The 20,654-nt window shown below is 33.9% G+C and carries 15 protein-coding genes and 1 tRNA gene; 4 read left to right on the top strand and 12 right to left on the bottom strand.

All coding sequences use genetic code 11. The annotated features are described in order from the left end of the window. Positions 1-106: 106 nt before the first annotated feature. Positions 107-1,084 (bottom strand): polyprenyl synthetase family protein, encoded by a 978-nt coding sequence (locus tag HNV08_RS04970; protein WP_173280059.1) that lies wholly within the window; start codon positions 1,082-1,084, stop codon positions 107-109. Positions 1,085-1,216: 132 nt separating this feature from the next. Between HNV08_RS04970 and HNV08_RS04965 the strand changes: the two genes are divergently transcribed. After that, positions 1,217-2,677, top strand: a complete 1,461-nt coding sequence (locus HNV08_RS04965) for a T9SS type A sorting domain-containing protein (protein ID WP_173280058.1) — start codon at positions 1,217-1,219, stop codon at positions 2,675-2,677. A 97-nt stretch (positions 2,678-2,774) separates the two neighbouring features. Here the strand turns inward: HNV08_RS04965 and HNV08_RS04960 are convergent, their stop codons facing one another. Then, on the bottom strand, positions 2,775-3,632 hold the full coding sequence (locus tag HNV08_RS04960; protein ID WP_173280057.1) for a zinc-dependent peptidase: 858 nt from the start codon (positions 3,630-3,632) through the stop codon (positions 2,775-2,777). Positions 3,633-3,872: 240 nt separating this feature from the next. Here HNV08_RS04960 and HNV08_RS04955 point away from each other — a divergent pair, with 240 nt between their 5' ends. The 3 genes from HNV08_RS04955 (at position 3,873) to HNV08_RS04945 (ending at position 8,663) form a co-directional block, all read left to right on the top strand. Further along, the gene (locus HNV08_RS04955; RefSeq protein WP_173280056.1) at positions 3,873-5,462 is read left to right on the top strand and encodes an FMN-binding glutamate synthase family protein; all 1,590 of its coding nucleotides are present in this window, start codon (positions 3,873-3,875) and stop codon (positions 5,460-5,462) included. Positions 5,463-5,527: 65 nt separating this feature from the next. After that, positions 5,528-7,813 carry an FUSC family protein gene (locus HNV08_RS04950; protein ID WP_194241973.1) on the top strand — a complete coding sequence of 762 codons (2,286 nt, stop codon included), beginning with the start codon at positions 5,528-5,530 and terminating at the stop codon, positions 7,811-7,813. Further along, on the top strand, positions 7,800-8,663 hold the full coding sequence (locus tag HNV08_RS04945; RefSeq protein WP_173280055.1) for an SdiA-regulated domain-containing protein: 864 nt from the start codon (positions 7,800-7,802) through the stop codon (positions 8,661-8,663). Before HNV08_RS04950 ends, HNV08_RS04945 begins: the two co-directional genes overlap by 14 nt. Before the next feature lie 345 nt (positions 8,664-9,008). Here HNV08_RS04945 and HNV08_RS04940 read toward each other — a convergent pair. From HNV08_RS04940 to mraY, 10 genes are all read right to left on the bottom strand, one after another. Continuing rightward, a tRNA-Arg gene (locus HNV08_RS04940) sits at positions 9,009-9,082 on the bottom strand. A 41-nt stretch (positions 9,083-9,123) separates the two neighbouring features. Beyond that, positions 9,124-9,573, bottom strand: a complete 450-nt coding sequence (locus HNV08_RS04935; RefSeq protein WP_173280054.1) for a GatB/YqeY domain-containing protein — start codon at positions 9,571-9,573, stop codon at positions 9,124-9,126. A 161-nt stretch (positions 9,574-9,734) separates the two neighbouring features. Further along, positions 9,735-11,705 (bottom strand): cell division protein FtsZ, encoded by a 1,971-nt coding sequence (gene ftsZ, locus HNV08_RS04930; RefSeq protein ID WP_173280053.1) that lies wholly within the window; start codon positions 11,703-11,705, stop codon positions 9,735-9,737. Positions 11,706-11,769: 64 nt separating this feature from the next. After that, entirely contained in the window at positions 11,770-13,104 is a 1,335-nt protein-coding gene (gene ftsA / locus HNV08_RS04925; RefSeq protein WP_173280052.1) for a cell division protein FtsA, read from the bottom strand. A gap of 3 nt (positions 13,105-13,107) precedes the next feature. Continuing rightward, positions 13,108-13,830 (bottom strand): cell division protein FtsQ/DivIB, encoded by a 723-nt coding sequence (locus HNV08_RS04920; RefSeq protein ID WP_317170205.1) that lies wholly within the window; start codon positions 13,828-13,830, stop codon positions 13,108-13,110. Beyond that, entirely contained in the window at positions 13,817-15,223 is a 1,407-nt protein-coding gene (murC, locus tag HNV08_RS04915) for a UDP-N-acetylmuramate--L-alanine ligase (protein WP_173280051.1), read from the bottom strand. Before murC ends, HNV08_RS04920 begins: the two co-directional genes overlap by 14 nt. 48 nt (positions 15,224-15,271) lie before the next feature. Further along, the gene (gene murG, locus HNV08_RS04910; RefSeq protein ID WP_173280050.1) at positions 15,272-16,372 is read right to left on the bottom strand and encodes an undecaprenyldiphospho-muramoylpentapeptide beta-N-acetylglucosaminyltransferase; all 1,101 of its coding nucleotides are present in this window, start codon (positions 16,370-16,372) and stop codon (positions 15,272-15,274) included. Positions 16,373-16,604: 232 nt separating this feature from the next. Beyond that, a complete protein-coding gene (locus HNV08_RS04905) occupies positions 16,605-17,792 on the bottom strand; it encodes an FtsW/RodA/SpoVE family cell cycle protein (RefSeq protein ID WP_173280049.1) in 1,188 nt (395 codons plus the stop codon). 84 nt (positions 17,793-17,876) lie between these two features. Next, positions 17,877-19,214: a UDP-N-acetylmuramoyl-L-alanine--D-glutamate ligase gene (gene murD / locus HNV08_RS04900; protein ID WP_173280048.1), complete on the bottom strand. Its 1,338-nt coding sequence runs from the start codon at positions 19,212-19,214 to the stop codon at positions 17,877-17,879. A 190-nt stretch (positions 19,215-19,404) separates the two neighbouring features. Next, a complete protein-coding gene (mraY, locus tag HNV08_RS04895; RefSeq protein WP_173280047.1) occupies positions 19,405-20,646 on the bottom strand; it encodes a phospho-N-acetylmuramoyl-pentapeptide-transferase in 1,242 nt (413 codons plus the stop codon). Positions 20,647-20,654 lie beyond the last annotated feature (8 nt).

Raw genomic sequence — 20,654 nt, 5'->3', positions numbered from 1 at the left:
TAAAGTCTTTCTATGAGTATAGACGCAATTTTGCAACCAATGGTTGCTTGCGAAATAAAAAATAATTAAATTTATTTACAAACAACTAATTATCAGTAAGATATAATTATTTTTTTCTGTCAATTACGTAATCAACCATAAGCTTTAGAGATGCTCTGTATGGTGATTCTGGGTATTTTTCTAAAAGCAACAAGGCTTCCTTTTGAAAGGTTTTCATTTTTGAAATAGCGTAATCAAGTCCACCTTGTTCTTTGACAAACGCAATAACTTCCTTTACACGTTGTTTATCTTTATTATGATTTTTTACGGAATTAATCAACCAAGATTTCTCCTTTTTAGAACAATTATTTAAGACATAAATTAAAGGAAGCGTCATTTTCTGCTCCTTTATATCTATACCAGTAGGTTTGCCAATTGCTTCTTCACCATAATCAAATAAATCATCTTTAATCTGAAAAGCCATTCCAATTAACTCTCCAAATTTTCGCATAGTTTCTACTTCTATAGAATTCGGCTTAACCGACGCTGCACCCAAACTACAACATGCAGCTATTAAGGTTGCTGTTTTTTGCCGTATGATTTCAAAGTAAACATCTTCGGTAATATCAAGCTGTCTCGCTTTTTCTATTTGCAGTAATTCACCTTCGCTCATTTCACGAACTGCAACAGAAATAATTTTAAGTAAATCAAAATCATTATTATCTATAGAGAGTAGCAAACCTTTAGACAATAAAAAATCACCTATAAGAACGGCAATTTTATTTTTCCACAACGCATTAATGGAGAAAAACCCACGTCTACGGTTACTATCATCTACCACATCATCATGCACTAATGTTGCTGTATGTATTAACTCAATTACTGAAGCACCTCTATATGTACGCTCACTTACTTCACCATTATTCATCATTTTCGCAACAAGAAAAACGAACATAGGCCGCATTTGTTTGCCTTTTCTATTTACAATATAATGGGTTATTCTATTAAGTAGAGCAACCTTACTCGCCATAGAGAGCTGAAACTTTTGTTCAAAAAGATCCATCTCGTAAGCAATAGGTTGTTTTATTTGTTCGGTAATTTTCATTTATGATTTTAACGGTACAATATTACGAATTCTGCAACTTAAAATCCACAAATACGGAATTTTAGTAATTTAACATTTTCAGCTAATAATTATTTGTAACTTTATCGAATTAATCCAAAAAAACTATAACATATGAAAAAAATTACTTTACTCTTAGCTCTTGTTTTCACATCCTCTCTGATGTTTGGGCAAGTTGTTTTATCAGAAGACTTTGAAGCAGGCCTAACCTTACCAACAGGCTGGACAAACAATGATATTGCCGCAAATGTCAACAATGAAATATGGACATTTGAAACAGGTGGTGAAGCTGCTTTATTAACCGCTGGAAACACTAACGTATACACTTCTGGAAATTGTGACGGTAATTATGCAGCATTTGATAGTGACGGCTATGGAAACAATAGTACAGCAGAAGAAGCCGCTCTTGAAAGCCCTGTTTTTGACTGTTCATCCCTAACTTCTGTTACTTTAGGATATTCGCATTATTTCGCAGGTAATTATGGCGGAATTGGTTATGTAGAAGTAACGACTGATGGAATCACGTGGACTACAGTTGAAACATACAGTGGCGACGGCTATGATGGAGGAACGATAAACCTAGATGTTACTACCGAATTGGCTGGAGCTACAACTGCTCAAGTTCGTTTTAGATGGACAGGTGATTGGGCTGTAGCGTGGTACGTAGACAACGTTTCAGTTTACCAATGTACCGTGGCTTCTCCGAATGCCGTGACAGCAGCAATTGAACCTGCAGATGCTGCAACGAATGTAGAAATTAATTATGGGACTACTGTAAACAACCTTGGACCTTTTGACTGGACACCATCAAGTACTGGTGATCCTGCAGATAGCTATAACTTAAATTTAGGAATAACAGCTGCTGGAGGAGACTTAGGAACTATCACAGGATTTTCTAGTGGTGTATCAATTAATTATGATTGGGAACCTAATACAACTTATTATTGGTCTATTGACGCTGTTAACTGTAATGGTGTAACTGCTGGTCCAATTTGGAGCTTTACTACAGAGGCATGCAATGAAACTGCAGCACCATCACCAGCGACTGCACCTTCACCTGCTGATGCAGCGACTGCCGTTCCTTTAGAAGCACCAGATTCATCATATAGTTTTAGCTGGACAGCAGCAAGCCCTGATGATTCATTTACATTAAATCTTGGTACTACAAACCCTCCAACTCAATCTTTTGAAAATTTTGCGAATGGTGGAACTATTACTGGTCTTGCAGTTAGTACAACTTACTATTGGAGTGTTGATGTTGTAAATTGTTTTGGTATTACAACAGCTACAAATGTTTGGAGCTTTACTACTGACGCAACTTTAGGTATAGAAGATAATACTTTACAGTCATTTGGCGTATATCCAAATCCAACTTCTGGACTTTTAAACATAAAGTCTTCACAAGACGTAGATAATGTTACAGTATTTAATTTACTTGGTCAGAGTGTTGCAACTTTCTCTAAAAATGAGATTACGAATTCTTCAATTGATATGTCTGACTTATCACAAGGATTATATTTAGTGAAAATTACATCAGGAGATAATACTCAAACAATAAGAGTTACTAAAGATTAATTTAGTATTATAAATTTTAACACATAAAAAAAGCGGCAATAGCCGCTTTTTTTTATTCTCTATTGTTATATATTTAATTAAAAGCTTTCTGCAGAAATTAATAACCAGCAAACCTAAAATTAAGCATTTCCCTCATGTATCTATATAATTCTGGAAACTGAGATTTAAACTCATCTGGTGTTTCAATAAAATTTTCGAGAAGAACTGCAAAAAATTCAAAATGATTAGTAAATGCGTAGGTTCTAAAATATTTAGATGCAAGCAGATTTTTTCTTACATTCTCATTACTTTGCAAATAAGTTATTAGTGCATTAAAGCCCGTATTAAAAATATGACTACTTATATCTTTACTCGTTTTAGCATTTAAGTGAATGGCGTGACCAAATTCATGAATACCAAGATTTAGATTGTCATCTCCTATTTTATAGCCGTGATTAAAGTCCTCCCAAGAAAAAACAATGGCTTTCATTTGCGGATTAGTTTCTCCCTTGTGATACACACCATTAATACTAGAAAAATAAACTTTTGGGTAAATTATAACCGTGTCTATTATATTTAACCTGTGCTTTTTAAATCCAAAAGTTAACATCGTAGCTGTAGCCGCAATGATAACTTTCATGCAGTCTGTTACAATTAGTTCTTCTTTTCCAACAAACTCATTTTCATTTATAAAAACAGCAACTCTATGCTCAAAATGTAGTTGATGCCGATCTTTTAACTTGTTATAAAACGCATACTCCTTTTTTAATATAGATCGCTGTGCTGCGGTTAATTCATTCCGTTTTAGATAAAGGTGTGTAAACAATGGTTTACTAAACTTGGTTGCATATAAAAATTGAATAATTTTAAATAATCTATAAATTATAAAAAGAACAAGTATTGCAATGCCTATAGGAATCATATATCTAGATATAAATAATCTTTCTAAATTTTCTTGCTCTGTTTGCAACAACATCTAGTCTTAAGTTTTTATTTAAATATGGAAACGATGAAAATAAAGAAACTATTCTAACAATCATTTTTATTTCAATAAATAATTTCTCCGAACAGCACGCATTAAATATAAATAGCAAATAACCAATCCATATAGTTTTTATCATATTAGACCGTATTACTAATGTTGTATAATTATTATATTTACATCAGAATTCTTAAGACAGCATAATTTCCTAATTTTTTTCTAATATTATTTTCTATGAAAGTACGTGAACAATTTTTAATCATTTCTATAATTATTGTTTTAGCAATTGTTGGCATTGCTTTTATCTGGCAACCTATTTTATGGGCATTTTTATTAATAGGCCCCTTAATTATTATGGGGCTTTTTGATATTATGCAAACCTCACATACTATTCGACGAAATTTCCCATTATTAGGACGTTTTAGATACATGCTAGAAGCAATCAGGCCAGAAATAATGCAATACTTTGTTGAAACAGACACCCAAGGTAGACCCTTAAACAGAATATTGCGATCATTAATCTATCGAAGAGCAAAAGGCGAAAATGACACTGAGCCTTTTGGCACGCAAATGGACCTATACCATTCTGGTTACGAATGGCTAGAACATTCTATGTATGCAAAACAAAACCCTAAAGACATTGGAGAATTCCCAAGATTAATAATTGGAGGTAAAGATTGTAAACAGCCATACTCATCGAGTTTGTTAAACATATCTGCAATGAGTTTTGGTTCACTGAGTAAAAATGCTGTTTTAGCTTTAAACAAAGGAGCCAAAATGGGCAATTTTGCGCACAATACTGGAGAAGGTGGCATAAGTAATTATCATTTAGAAAATGGAGGCGATTTAATATGGCAAGTAGGTACAGGATATTTTGGTTGCAGAAAAGAAGATGGCACATTTAATGAAGTTACATTTAGAGAAAACGCTTTAAAACCAGAAGTAAAAATGATTGAGATAAAATTATCTCAAGGTGCCAAACCTGGACATGGAGGAATTTTACCAGCATCTAAAAACACCGAAGAAATTGCAAAAATAAGACATGTAAAACCTGGTATAGCAGTACACTCTCCTCCATCGCATTCTGCGTTTTCTAACCCAATTCAGTTTATGCATTTTATTAAAAAACTTAGAGACCTCTCTGATGGTAAGCCCGTTGGTTTTAAATTATGTTTGGGAAGAAAACAAGAATTTATGGACTTTTGTGAAGCCATGATCCACACAGGTATTTACCCAGATTTTATAACTGTAGACGGTGGAGAAGGTGGAACTGGTGCGGCTCCTGTTGAGTTCTCGAACTCTATGGGAATGCCATTACGTGAAGGTTTAATTTTTGTTCATGATACACTCGTAGGATTTGATATAAGAAAAGAAATAAAGGTCATTGTTGCTGGTAAAATAATTACAGGTTTTCATATGGCAAGAGCTATAGCATTGGGAGCCGATGGCTGTAATAGTGCACGTGCAATGATGTTATCCATAGGTTGTATTCAAGCCTTGCAATGTAACACTAATACTTGCCCTGTTGGTGTAGCAACACAAAACGCATCTTTAGTAAAAGGATTGGTTGTAGAGGACAAGGCTCCTAGAGCTAAACGTTATCATGAAGCTACAATTCATTCCTTCTTAGAATTAGTAGCTGCAGCTGGTCTTAATAGCCCTAGTGAATTAACGAGAGACCACATTAGTAAACGTATTGGCCTGTACAACGTAAAAACCTATCACGATATTTATCCTCCTATGAAAACAGGTAGCTTACTTAACGTTGATACAATTCCTGAAGATTATAAGAAGTTCTTTCAGTTAACTCGGATTATGAAATAGCTCTTATATTCTAAAAGCTCTGCTTTTTTTTAAACTATTGATTTACAGTATCAGAATAAACGCAGTTGCTTTACTTATCAAATCGTATCTTTGTAAAGAATGATAAAATCAAAACACCTATTTTAAAACTTATTTCAAAACATGCTAAGGAATTAATCGAATTCTTTAAAAGCACCAGCTTTTCTAAAGCGGTATTAATAAGTATTGCTGTAACAACTCCAATTATCTGCGGTATTATAGCCGATCAATTAGAAATTGGTCTTGCGCTTTGTTTTGGTGCATTTTGGTGTTCTCCAAGTGATGTTAGTGGCAACTTAAAACATAAACAAATTGGTATATTATTCTCCTCGCTATTAGTTGTAATAATAAGCTTTATTGGTGGCTACTTAAACATTTCAAACTACCTACTCTTCCCTGTTCTTGGTATTTTAACCTTTTGTATTGCCTTTATTTCAATTTATGGATTTAGAGCTTCATTAATAAGTTTTTCAGGTTTATTAGCATTAGTATTAAGTTTTGCACACCGATTAGAAAATTTAGAAGTTTATCAGTTTGCGTTGCTCATTGGTGTTGGCGGTCTATGGTATTTAATACTCTCTACAATTTGGTATTACTTTAACCCTAAGGCCCAAACCGAAGAAGCGTTAATCGAAACATTTTTATTAACAGCTCAACTATTAGATACCAGAAGGCAATTAATTGGAGAACAGCCCAACAGAGACGAGTTGCAGGTTCAACTTTTAAACCTACAAAGTGAACTCACAGAACATCATGAAACCTTACGTGAAATTCTAATATTATCTCGAAAAAGTTCAGGAAAATCTAACTACCACAGCAGAAGACTATTGATATTAGGTCAACTCATAGAAATGTTAGAAACAGCCATTGCAAATCCTGTGAACTACAATAAAATGGATGTCTTTTTTGCAAATCATCCGCAGTTTAAAACACATTTTCAGAAAATAATTTTAGAACTATCGCATCAATTAAAATCTATTTCCAAACATCTAAATAATTCAAAACGTCTACCATCTAATAAAGTGATTTCTGATGTATTGATAAAGCTTGAAACAGAAATTTTAATATTTAAAGATGCCAATCAATTAGAAGAATATGAGCAATATCTGATGCTCCAAAATTTCTTAGATTATCAAAAAAAGCAATTTGAAAAATTAAAGAAAATTAAATGGTTACTGGGCAATCCAGACTTAACTTCTAATGATTACATTAAAAACGATAAATTAATTCGATTTATAAAACGACGAGATTACAACCCAAGATTAATCCTTAGAAATCTAAGTTATAGGTCTACCATTTTTAAACACTCTTTGCGCCTATCTGTTGTTGTTATGATAGGATATGGTATTGGCTTATTTTTCGATTTTCAGAATCCGTATTGGATTATCCTTACTATTATTGTAATAATGCGACCAAGTTATGGTCTTACCAAAGAGCGCTCCAAAGACCGAATCATCGGTACAGTTATTGGAGCAGTTTTAGCTACTGGTTTAGTGTTTATAATTAGCAATCCGTATATCTATGGTGCTTTAGGTGTACTATCTATAGTTGTTGCATTCTCTATGGTACAAAAAAACTATAAAGCATCTGCTACCTTTATTACCTTGAGTGTAATTTTAATATATGGAATTTTAGAACCTAATATTCTTACGGTCATTCAGTTTAGAGTTTTTGACACACTCATTGGAGCAACCTTATCTTATGCAGCAATGCGCTGGCTCTTTCCGGCTTGGTCATTTATGGAAATTGGCGATCATATTAAAGATAGCTTAAAAGCTAATACAGCGTTTTTTAAATCTATTAGCAACTTTTATCAAAAAAAAGGAACTATTCCAACGAGCTTAAAAATTAATAGAAAGGAAGCCTTTGTAGAAATGTCTAACTTAAGTGCCGCATTTCAGAGAATGGCACAAGAACCAGAATCCAAACAAAACCATATCGATGACATTTACCAACTTGTAGTTATAAACAATAGTCTCTTAGCGTCATTGGCATCACTTAGCACTTATACTCAAAACAACCCAACATCTAACGCCTCTGAAGACTTTGAAAGGATATCTAAAAAAATTCTAGATAATCTCGACTTAGCCTGCATACAATTGAAAACTATTGACTTTGAAAATTCTGCAACTAGCAATGCTGTCTTTAAAACCACACCTTTTCACTTTTCAGATAATGAACTTGGTAATGATGATTTTTTTCAGACAAAAAACGAACGCACGCACAAGGAAGCGCATTTGGTTAGAGAACAACTATATTGGCTATTTAGCTTAAGTGAAAAACTATTGAAATTAACAGCAAAATTTAAGATAAAAAATTATGAAAACCTCTAATGCCATTTTAGGCATCTCCATTGTGTTATTTACATTCATAGTTGGTTTTTTCTTTTACAAACATAATTTTATTGATGTAAAACAAGAAAGCTATTCCACCCATAAATACACCATTAAAAATACGCATGTTTTACCTGATATATTAAACGAAGTCAGTGGTATTGCTTGGATTAATGAAAATACATTTGCATGTATACAAGATGAAGATGGTTATATTTTCATCTATGATATTAAAATTAATTCTATTCTAAAAACCATAAAGTTTGCTGGTCATGGTGATTATGAAGCTATTGCAATTCACAACAACGATGCTTATGTTTTACGAAGCGATGGCTTAATCTATGCACTTTCAAATTATAATACTAAGGCTATAAAAACGTCTAAAATCAAAACTGTTTTTGATGCTGACAACAATATGGAAAGCCTAACTTTTGATACCCAAAACAATCAATTATTAATATCTCCAAAAGATAAAGACTTAGGCCCAAAACACTTAAGAAGCGTATATAAAATTCCATTAGACACTAAAACCGTTGATACTATACCTGTTTTTAGTGTGAACCTAAAATCTGAAATTTTAAAAGACTTTAAACACAAACATATCCGTAATACTTTATGTCCATCTGAAATTGCCGTGCATCCTATGACTCAAGATATTTATGTTTTAGAGGGTAAAAATCCAAAACTAATTATATTGAATAATGAAGGCATCATTAAAAATGCCATTAAGTTAAATAAAAAACAATTTGCTCAGCCAGAAGGATTAACATTTAGCGATGATGGTCGTTTATTTATTTCTAACGAAGCGGACAATGGAAACGCGAACATATTAGAAGTAGTCTTGGAATAGCTACAAAAACAAAAATGAAGCAATACAGAACGGTAATACACATCCTCAAAAAACTCCGTTTTGAAAATCAAAAAGTTGCACTTACAAATTCAAGCGAGCTAAATCACTTTCTAACTTTTTTATTTCTACTTTAGTTAGGATGGCTTCGCATCCTCAAAAACTCCGTTTTGAAAATCAAAAAGTTGCACTTACAAATTCAAGCGAGCTAAACCACTTTCTAACTTTTTTATTTCTACTTTAGTTAGGATGGCTTCGCATCCTCAAAAACTCCGTTTTGAAAATCAAAAAGTTGCACTTACAAATTCAAGCGAGCTTGATTTGACGTGCAACTTTTTGATTTATCCGTGACCTCGAGAGGATTCGAACCTCCAACCCTCAGAGCCGAAATCTGATATTCTATCCAGTTGAACTACGAGGCCATAAACATCCTTAAAAACAGATGCCTTTAATCTTATTTATTCTAAGACAACTTAGCCTTTACAATATTAGATATAGTTTTACCATCTGCCTGTCCTGCTAATTCTTTACTCACTATTCCCATAACCTTCCCCATATCTTTCATACCTTCTGCACCAACTTGTTCTATAGTTTTTACAACCACTTTCTCAATTTCATCTTCGCTTAAGGCTTCTGGTAAAAATTGGCTGATAATTTCAGCTTGAGCTAATTCTGGTTCAGCTAAATCATTTCGATCTTGCTCTAAAAATATAGCAGCACTATCTTTACGCTGTTTTACCATTTTAGACAATATCTTTATTTCTTCATCTTCAGAAATATCTTCTTTAGAACCCGTAGCCGTTTGTGCTAATAATATTTCCGATTTCACAGCTCTTAAAGCAGCTAATGCTGTTTGATTTTTATCCTTCATTGCTGCTTTCATTGCAGTCATAATATCAACTTGTAAACTCATATTTTAGATTATTTAAGAAGTGCGAAGATAACAAAAAGTTTTGCTTGTAATACTATAGAAATCCTCTATTGGTAAACTATAAATAAACAAAAAGCCCAAAAAGCTGGAGGAACTTTTTGGGCTTGTACTAAGTGCTTTTGCACAATACACTAAACTTGCTATTAATCCACGTTATCGTGCAAAAATGAATTGTTACTTCTTAATTGAATATCATCATTTTCATCTGTACCAACAGACATTCTAGAAGCTTTCGTTTCAGAAGAATGCTGTGCATCTTCTAAATTAACACCTTGTCTTTTGTAAGCAGGTTCTTTTTCTATTTCGTCTATTTTCGCTGTATTAAACTTATAGTTAAAATCCTTCATTCTTCTTCTACGCTCATCTGCACGAGCAATAAGTAAGTCTGAAATAGGACTATTCATAGGATCAATCTCTTCTTCAGAAATCTCTAATGGTTCATCTACAGCAAGTGTTTTCTTTTCAAAAACTACTTCTTCTTTTACTTCTGCAATTTCGTTTTTAGCATTTAAAGAAGACTCAAACGTCTCAAAATCATCCAACGCATAACGTTTTTCTCCTTGTTCATTGACTTCTGTTACAGAAATAATTTCAACAGGTTCTTTTACGTCTATATCCTTAACTTCTTCCTCTAAACTAAAAAACATCTTTTCTTCTTCAGCTTTTGGCTCTTCAGCCTCTACTTCGGTTTTCTTATTCGCAATTGGCAAATCGAAAGAAAAAGTAATTTGCTCTTCTGTAGGTTCCTCTATTCTTTCGGCTTTGTTTACAATTGGCGTAATAACAAAATCTTCTGGCTCTATTGTAGGCTCAGGTTCAATGGTTGCTACTGGCTCAATGATGTCTGGTTGAGCATCTAAAACTTCATCATAAACAACATTTATGTTTTTTATAATATCTGTGGTTTCAATTAAGTTAGTACCACTATTGTCTTCTGCTTTAGTTACAATATTCACCTCTTCTACATCCTCTTCTAAAGTATGACGAACAACAGGTGCTGGTTTTTCAGCTTCTAAAACTATATCTGGCGTGATAATAGCTGGCTCCTTTTCTTGTGTACTCGTTTCTGTTGTTTCTCCTAAAGCATGGACTACTTTTTTCGTTTCAGTATTTGAAATTTCATTTTGCTGATCGAGATCAAATCCTGTCGCAATAATTGTTACAGAAATAGATTCTTGTAACCCTTCATCTTCACCAACACCCATAATAATGTTTGCTCCAAATCCAGCTTCGGTTTGAATATGATCATTTATTTCACCAATTTCATCAATTGTAATTTCTTGAGATCCAGAAACGATTAGCAACAATACGTTTTTAGCTCCAGTAATTTTATTATCATTAAGTAACGGTGAATCTAAAGCACTCATAATTGCTTCTTGTGCTCTGGTTTGACCAGAAGCCGTAGCAGATCCCATAATCGCTGTTCCACTATTGCTTAAAACCGTTTTAGCATCACGTAAATCAATATTCTGAGTATAGTGATGTGTAATCACTTCTGCTATACCACGAGAGGCTGTAGATAAGACTTCATCTGCTTTTGAGAAACCAGCTTTAAATCCTAGGTTTCCATAAACTTCGCGAAGCTTATTATTATTAATTACAACTAAGGAGTCTACATGAGATCGTAGTTTCTCGATACCACGTTGTGCTTGGGCATTACGCATTTTTCCTTCAAATTGAAACGGCATAGTTACAATCCCAACAGTTAAGATGTCTAGCTCTTTTGCCATTTTTGCAATAATTGGTGCGGCTCCTGTACCAGTTCCTCCACCCATTCCTGCAGTTATAAATACCATTTTTGTATTGGTATCTAACATTCTACGGATGTCTTCTAAACTTTCAATTGCTGCCTCTTCGCCTACATCTGGATTTGCGCCTGCACCTAAGCCTTCTGTTAAAGCTACACCTAATTGAATTTTGTTTGGTACACCACTATTTTGAAGGGCTTGAGAATCTGTATTACAGATTACAAAATCTACACCTTTAATGCCTTGCTGAAACATGTGATTGATGGCGTTGCTTCCACCTCCACCGACACCAATAACCTTGATGACGTTTGATTGATGCTTAGGCAAATCAAATGAAATGTTTCCAAATTCGTTGCTGTTACTCATTTTATTTGTAATTATGGGTTTTCAATTTTAATTTTTATTACTCTTTCAAGATTTTTAGTTGCTGTTACTCTGCATTATCTAAAAAATCTTTTACACGCTCGGTTAACTTATCTAAAAACGAACGACGCTCTTTTACGGGCTTTTCTTCTTTTATTTCAATTTCTGGCTCTATAGTCTCTTCTGCTGCATTTTCAATAACAATCTCTTCTTCTACAACTTGCTCTACTTTTTTTCGTTCTTGACGTTTTAAACCATCCATCACTAAACCAACGGCTGTTGCATACAACGGACTAGCAATATCTTCATCACTATCTCCTGCCAAGTGCTCGTTAGGATATCCAATTCTGGTATCCATGCCTGTAATATATTCTACTAATTGTTTTAAATGCTTTAACTGGCTTCCTCCACCTGTTAATACAATACCTCCAATTAATTTTTTCTTTTGCTCCTCGTGACCGTAATTTTTTATTTCAACAAAAACTTGCTCAATAATTTCCACGACTCTCGCGTGAATAATTTTAGACAAATTCTTTAATGTAATTTCTTTTGGCTCTCTTCCGCGTAAACCAGGAATAGACACAATCTCATTATCTTTATTTTCTCCTGGCCATGCCGACCCAAACTTCACTTTTAACAGCTCTGCTTGTTTTTCAATAATAGAACACCCTTCTTTGATATCTTCCGTAATGACATTACCACCAAATGGAATCACTGCTGTATGACGAATTATGCCATCTTTAAAAACAGCCAAATCTGTTGTTCCTCCTCCTATATCAATTAAAGCTACACCAGCCTCTTTTTCTTCTCTGCTTAAGACTGCATTTGCAGAAGCTAATGGTTCTAAAGTGATGCCTTCTAATTCTAAACCAGAACTTTTAATACATCTACCAATATTTCTGATGGATGAAACCTGACCAACCACCACGTGAAAATTAGCTTCTAGTCGACCACCATACATGCCAATAGGCTCTGTAATTTCGGCTTGACCATCAATCTTAAATTCTTGCGGTAATACATGGATAATTTCTTCGCCAGGAAGCATAACTAATTTATGTACCTGATTGATTAAACGATCAATATCATCCTCGTCAATAACAATATCAGAATTTGGTCGTGTGATATAATCACTATGTTGTAAACTTCGTATGTGCTGACCTGCAATACCAACTGTAACTTCTTCAATCTTCTCTGCAGCTGCTGCTTCTGCTTCTTGAACCGCTTGTTGTATTGATTGAATCGTTTGCGTAATATTATTAACTACACCACGATGTACGCCCATACTTTTAGCCTTACCAAGACCTAATATCTCAACTTTATCATACTCATTTTTGCGACCAATCATGGCCACAATTTTTGTGGTTCCTATATCTAGACCTACCGAAATGTTTTGTTTGTCCATAGCTTACTTTTTGGTGCAAATCACTTGTTTATCAAATTTTAAATTTACAATTGCATAGCGATCTAAAATTTGGTCTTTAAAAGCCTTTTGATAAAACGCTTTAAAATTATTTATCTTTTTTTCGAGTTGTTTTAAGGTTCCTACATGAACCGTAAAATCACTTTTTCGAATTTTAAAATCGATTGTATTATCGTCGTTTTGACGAATCTCAATGACATGTTTCTTTAAGAAATCATCTTCATCTACAACTTTTGCAAATTGAAAGACGGTTTTAAGCTTATTTTTCTTAATATTTCCAGTAACTAGTGGCACTCTTGCCGCATAATTGTATGACAAAGGCATAAATCCTCCTTCATCGTCAATATAATACGATGCATTTGTGTTCACTCTTGCGATAGGTCGTTTCTGTTCAATTTCGGCTGAAAGTGTACCATTTACTGACATAAACACTTCCGCTTGCTTGATCATTGGATTAGATTTCAGGGCAGATTCTAATGCATTCAAATCTATAATATCTTTAGGTTGCTTTGAAACAGGTTCTAAATTTTGTATTAACAATTTACTAACATTCGATTCTGTTATAAATAATTGGTTTTCACCCAAGAATTTAATGTTAGGCTCACCTACCAGTCTGGTTTTATTTCTTTGGTTTGAAAAGGCAAACAAAAAGCCAACCAACAGAACCAACACTATGATTTTTATATAGTTATAATTAATTTTCAACATAGAACGCTTCTTTAATGTGTTTAACTTCAGCTCCTATATCTCCTGCTCCAATGGTTAATACTATTTGAGCATCAGATTTTTTAATTTCATTAATTATTTCTGATTTTTCAATTAGTTTTTTATTCGGGTTTTTAATCTTTTCTAATAGCCATTTTGAGGTAATGCCTTCTATTGGTAATTCTCTCGCAGGATAAATATCTAACAACAATAATTCATCGAATTTTGAAAGACTTTCTGCAAATCCATCTACAAAATCTTGTGTTCTACTAAATAAGTGCGGCTGAAAAACGGCAAGCACTTTTTTCCCTGGATACATTTCTCTCACTGCCTGATAAACAGCTTTTATCTCCTCTGGATGATGTGCGTAATCATCTATAAAAACAAAATCATTGGTTTTTATTTGATACGTAAATCTACGCTGCACACCCTTATAAGTCTCTAATCCAATTGCTAAATCATTAAAAGCACACCCATATTCTATTGCCATTGCTAATGCCGCAAGTGCGTTAGATAAATTATGGCGTCCAGGCAAACTAAATTTGAAACCCTTCTGAATGCCTTTTGGTGTTTTTACATCAAAAATATAGCTCCCATTTTCTATTGAAATGTTCTGCGCACTATAATCTGAATCATCGTCAATACCATAGGTAATACCATTTAACGGTAATCCATTTTTTACAAATAACTTTCCGTTAGGTTTTATACACGCTGTAAAATCTTTAAAGGTTTTTACTAACTCTTCTGCATTTCCGTAAATATCTAAATGGTCTGCATCCATTGAGGTAATGCAAGCCAAATCTGGGGATAAGGTTAAAAACGAACGGTCAAATTCATCGGCCTCAACAACGGTAACTTCTGTTCCGTTTAGAATTAGATTAGAATTATAATTTTCACTAATTCCACCTAAAAATGCTGTAACAGGCACATTACATGTATTTAACAAATGACCTAAAATACTGGTCGTAGTCGTTTTACCATGTGTACCAGCAACAGCCAAACAAACGGTTTGCTTCGTAATTTCTCCTAATACTGCTGAACGCTTTAAAACGTTGAAACCATTATCCTTAAAATAATTTAATTCCGAATGACTTTTAGGAATCGCAGGCGTATAAACCACCAATGTGTTTTCAGGATTTAAAAACTCTGAATTGATGTGTTCTAAACTATCTTCAAAATGAATTTGAACATCTAAAGCCTCAAGCGCTTTTGTGATTTCAGTAGGTGTTTTGTCATAACCAGCTACTTGCTTACCGTTGGCCACAAAATAGCGCGCAATAGCACTCATTCCTATACCTCCAATACCAATAAAATAAACACTAAAAGCCCATCCCAAACCCTTACCATTAGGAAGAGCCTTCTCACTGTTGCTGATATGATCCTTATTGCTATTCATTTTTATTTCTATTCCACTTCCCTTCTCAGTTTCTTCCTTTTGAGAAGATTAAGATGCGCTATTTAAAAGTTTTTCAACCTCATCCACAATATCATTTGTGGCATTAACTAATGCTAAGGCTTCAATATTTTTACTTAATTCTTTTTGTTTTTCTTCGTTTGAAATCAATGCAGAAAACTCATTCTGAAAATCAGCATCTAAATCTTTTTCTCGTATTAAAATCGCTGCGTTTTTATCTGCAACCGATTTTGCATTTTTAGTTTGATGGTCTTCTGCTACATTTGGCGACGGAATAAAAATTACCGGTTTACCAACAATGCATAATTCTGAAACCGAAATTGCTCCTGCTCTAGAAATAATAACATCTGCAGCTGCATAAGCCAAATCCATGTTATTTAAAAACGCATGCACTTGCACTCTATCTAAATCATTGTATTGTTTATACTGGTCGTAATACAATTTTCCGCATTGCCATATCACTTGAATATCTTGCGCTTCAAAAAAATCAATATTGGCTTCAATCAATTGATTGATGCGTCTTGCGCCTAAACTTCCACCTAATACTAAAAGTGTTTTTTTATTATGCTTTAGTGTGAAGGCATCTTTACCTTCTATCTGTTTATTTTTTACTTCTAATAAATCCTTACGAATTGGGTTTCCAGTGAGTTTTACCTTCTCTTTTGGAAAAAATCGTTCTAAACCATCATAAGCCACACAAATAGTATTTACTTTTTTTCCTAGTAATTTATTTGTGATGCCAGGAAATGAATTCTGCTCTTGAATTAAACTCGGAATTCCTTTTGAAGACGCCACTTGCAACAATGGTCCACTTGCAAAACCACCAGTTCCGATAACGGCATCTGGCTTAAATTGCTTTATAATTTTTCGCGATTTTAAGAGACTTGAAATCAATTTAAACGGAAATGCTAAATTCTTTAACGTTAATTTTCGTTGAATTCCAGAAATCCACAACCCTTCAATTTTATAACCAGCTTGAGGCACTTTATCCATTTCCATTCTATCTGAAGCACCAACAAAAAGGAACTCAGCATCTGAATAGCGCGACTTTAATTCGTCTGCAATTGCAACGGCAGGATAAATATGTCCTCCTGTTCCACCTCCTGATAATATGAATTTATATGGCTTCAAATTTTAATTTCTGTTTATTTTTTATCGTTTTTCTATAAAAATGTTTAATTATTAAAAACACCCCTAATGAGCTTCGCTCGGTAGCTTCAAAACAAAAAGTATTTTATTTTTCACTAATCCTCAAGGGGACAATCATTCACTTCAAAATCAGTTTTAACTGACATCTTCTTTCTATCCTTTTAATCTTTATTATTATTTCTATGTTCTAATCTCTTTTCTCCTTTGCCTCTGTCTAAATCGCTTCACTCAAAATTGCCAACGGATTATCTTCTGCATCTTCTTGTTCTTTTAATTCTTCGCGTTTAGCACTTACACTAAGAATAATCCCTATTGCCATACAGGTCATCCAAATTGATGTTCCACCACTACTAATTAATGGTAAGGTCTGACCAGTAACCGGGAATAATTCTACCGCAACTGCCATATTTATTAAGGCCTGAAATACTATTGGCAACCCAACACCCAAAACCAATAATTTTCCGAAAATAGTATCTGATTTATGGCTTACCACCACAATTCTAAATAACAACCACATGTATAAAAACAGAATAAAAATGCCACCAAACAAACCGTATTCTTCAATAATTATCGCGAAAATAAAATCTGAAGACGATTGTGGTAAAAAGTTCTTTTGTATGCTTTTTCCTGGTCCTAAAGGACTTCTTCCTGTTGCGATAGCAATTTTTGCTTTTTCAATTTGGTAATCCGCTTCTGTATCTTCTCCGTTTGTAAAGTTTTCAATTCTACTCATCCACGTATCTACCCTGTTTGGCATAGCGTCTGGAAATGCTTTTGCTACCAATATAAAAATAGCCAAAGCTGCAATGCCAGATACAATCATTAACGCCAAATATTTTAATGGATAACCACCAATAAATGCCAACATCATAATCATAGTAAATATGATAGCTGTTGTTGAAAAATTAGCAGGTAAAATAAGTATGAGTATAAAAAATATTGGTGTCCAAAGTGGTAAAATGGTCTCCTTAAACTTGACTTCTTTATCTCTGATTTTAGACAAATATCTTGCCACATAAACCATCAGCACTACAGACGCTAATGTTGATGTTTGAAAAGACATATTGACTATAGGAATCTGAATCCAACGACTTGCATTCGCGCCATCGATAGTAGTGCCTTGAAGCATTGTTATTAATAACAAAACAAACACAATAGGAATCATTACCATGGATAAGCCACGGAAATATTTATAAGGCACTTTATGTACACCAAACATAATAACAAAGCCCAATAACAAATGCATAAAATGCTTAACCAACAAAGAAAACGTATTGGTATGCCCAGCATTAGCTAAGTTACTTGCAGCACTATAAACAGGCATAAACGAGAATATAGCCAACAACGCAACTATAGCCCAAATGGCTTTATCTCCTTTTATTTGTTTGAATATGTTTTGCATTTTTCGTTTTGTCATTCCTGCGAAGGCAGGAATCTAATTGTTTATCTTATTGTGGATTCCTGCTTTCGCAGGAATGACTACTTTCTATAAATTCCTAACCGCATTCTTAAATTGGCGACCTCTATCTTCATAATTTTCGAATAAATCGAAACTTGCACACGCAGGCGACAACAATACATTATCTCCAGCATTAGCCAACTTGTAAGCTATTTTCACAGCTTCACTCATGTATTCCGTTTCAATAATAACATCTACCATTTTCCCGAATGCATCCATAAGTTTTGCATTATCCTTACCTAAACAAATAATAGCCTTCACTTTTTCATTTACAAACGGAAACAACTCTGTATAATCGTTGCCCTTATCTACACCTCCAACAATCCAAACCGTTGGCGCATCCATACTTTCTAAAGCAAAATACGTAGCGTTGACATTTGTAGCCTTAGAATCGTTAATGTATTGCACTTTATTTATTTTTAAAACATTTTCTAAACGATGCTCCACACCTTGAAAGTTCTCTAAACTCTCGCGAATAGTTTGCTTTCTTATTTTAAGTAAATGTGCCACAGTAGAAGCTGCCATGGCATTCTTCACATTGTGTTTTCCTTCTAGTGCTAAATTTTCTGTTGGCATAGTGATTTTATTATTATCTATTGTTATTATTATATTGTTTTTGTCTAAATATGCGCCTTGCTCCATAACTCGCGTTAATGAAAAAGGCAGTTTTTTGGATTGAATTTGATGTGTTTTCATGTACTCCACAATAACCTCATCATCTGCATCGTAGATGAAATAATCATCTTCTGTTTGATTCTCTACCACTCTAAATTTTGAAGCGATATAGTTTTCAAACTTATAATCGTATCTATCTAAGTGGTCTGGTGTGATATTCGTTAGAATCGCAATTTTTGGTTTAAAATCGATGATATCATCCAGTTGAAAACTGCTAATCTCCAACACGTAGTTATCGTGATTTTTTTCTAAAATTTGCTTCGCGAAACTGTCGCCAATATTCCCAGCTAAACCAACATCTAAATCCTGTTGTAACAAATGATGTGTTAACGTTGCCGTTGTGGTTTTACCATTACTTCCTGTTATAGCAATCAAAGTTGCTTCTGTAAATTTGGAAGCAAATTCAATTTCTGAAACCACAGTAATTCCGGCTTCACGAATCTGTTTTACCAAAGCCACTTTATCTGGAATACCAGGACTTTTCATGATGATGTCTGCATTCAGAATTTTAGATTCTGTATGTTGTTCATCTTCAAATTCAATCTCATTATTTAAAAGAACGTCTTTATACTTGTCTTTAATTTTTCCTTTATCTGATACAAAAACCTCGTATCCTTTTGCTTTTCCTAAAAGCGCTGTTCCTACACCACTTTCTCCTCCACCTAATATGACTAACCTTTCTTTTTTCATTTTCTCTTAGATACCTACAAGGATTTTAAAACCTTACAGGATTGTAATCTTAAAAGGAAGGACTTCTTACTCTGCTGGTTAATTGTTGCTTCGTTCATTACTTTCCTTTTTGTCATTCCTGCGAAAGCAGGAATCTACTTTTTACTGTATTTATTGTGGATTCCTGCCTTCGCAGGAATGACAAACTCATCTATCTTATCTTCAAGGTTACTATAGTTATAATAGCTAACAAGATTCCTACAATCCAAAAACGCGTCACTATCTTACTCTCATGATATCCTGATTTTTGATAGTGATGATGCAAAGGCGACATTTTGAAAATGCGTCGTCCTTCTCCAAATTTCTTTCTCGTGTATTTGAAATAACTCACTTGCATAACCACTGATAAATTCTCGGCTAAAAAAATTCCGCATAGAATAGGTATTAACCATTCCTTACGCACAGCAATAGCAATTACTGCAATGATTCCACCAATAGTTAAACTACCAGTGTCTCCCATAAACACCTGAGCTGGATACGTGTTATACCAAAGAAAGCCAACTAATGCACCTACAAAGGCAGCTATATATATTGTGATTTCTTCAGCTCTTGGGATGTACATAATATCTAAGTAACCCGAAAAAACGATGTTACTAGATACCCAAGCAAAAATCCCTAACGTCAATACAATTATGGCGGAAGTTCCTGCTGCGAGTCCATCAATCCCATCGGTTAAATTCGCACCATTTGAAACTGCTGTTATTATAAAAATGCTGACTATTATAAATACAATCCAAGTATATTTTTCTAAGCTTGGACTTATCCAAGTGATTAAATCGGAGTAATCAAACTCATTATCTTTTAAAAATGGAATCGTTGTTTTTGTTGATTTCTCTTCGGCTTTAAATAATTTTGCAGCTTGTACATCTGGATTTTCAGCACGAATCTCATTTTGCTGAGCAATAGGCAACTTCTCCTTTAATGTTACATCTTGATGAAAGAACAACGTTGCACCAACAATGATTCCTAATCCAACTTGACCTAAAACTTTAAACTTTCCTTTTAATCCTTCTTTATCGTTTTTGAATTTTTTGATATAATCATCGATGAAACCGATAGTTCCCATCCAAAGTGTGGTTACAATCAAAAGAATGATATAAATATTTTCAAGCTTTGCCAATAACAACACAGGAATTAAAGTCGCCAGGATAATGATGATTCCACCCATTGTAGGTGTACCAGCTTTTTCAACCTGCCCTTCTAATCCTAAATCTCTAATGGTTTCGCCTACCTGCTGTCTTTGTAAAAAACGAATAATTCGCTTACCAAAAATCGTAGAAATCAACAACGACAATATAATTGCCACAGCAGCCCTAAAGGTTATAAACCCAAAAAGTGAAGCTCCTGGTAATTGGAACTGTTGCTCTAAATATTCGAATAGGTAATACAGCATTATTAGTT

It is taken from the genome of Winogradskyella eckloniae (assembly GCF_013249045.1).
In the GTDB taxonomy this organism is placed as follows: Bacteria; Bacteroidota; Bacteroidia; order Flavobacteriales; family Flavobacteriaceae; genus Winogradskyella; species Winogradskyella eckloniae.
This window is presented reverse-complemented; position numbering and strand designations above follow the sequence as displayed.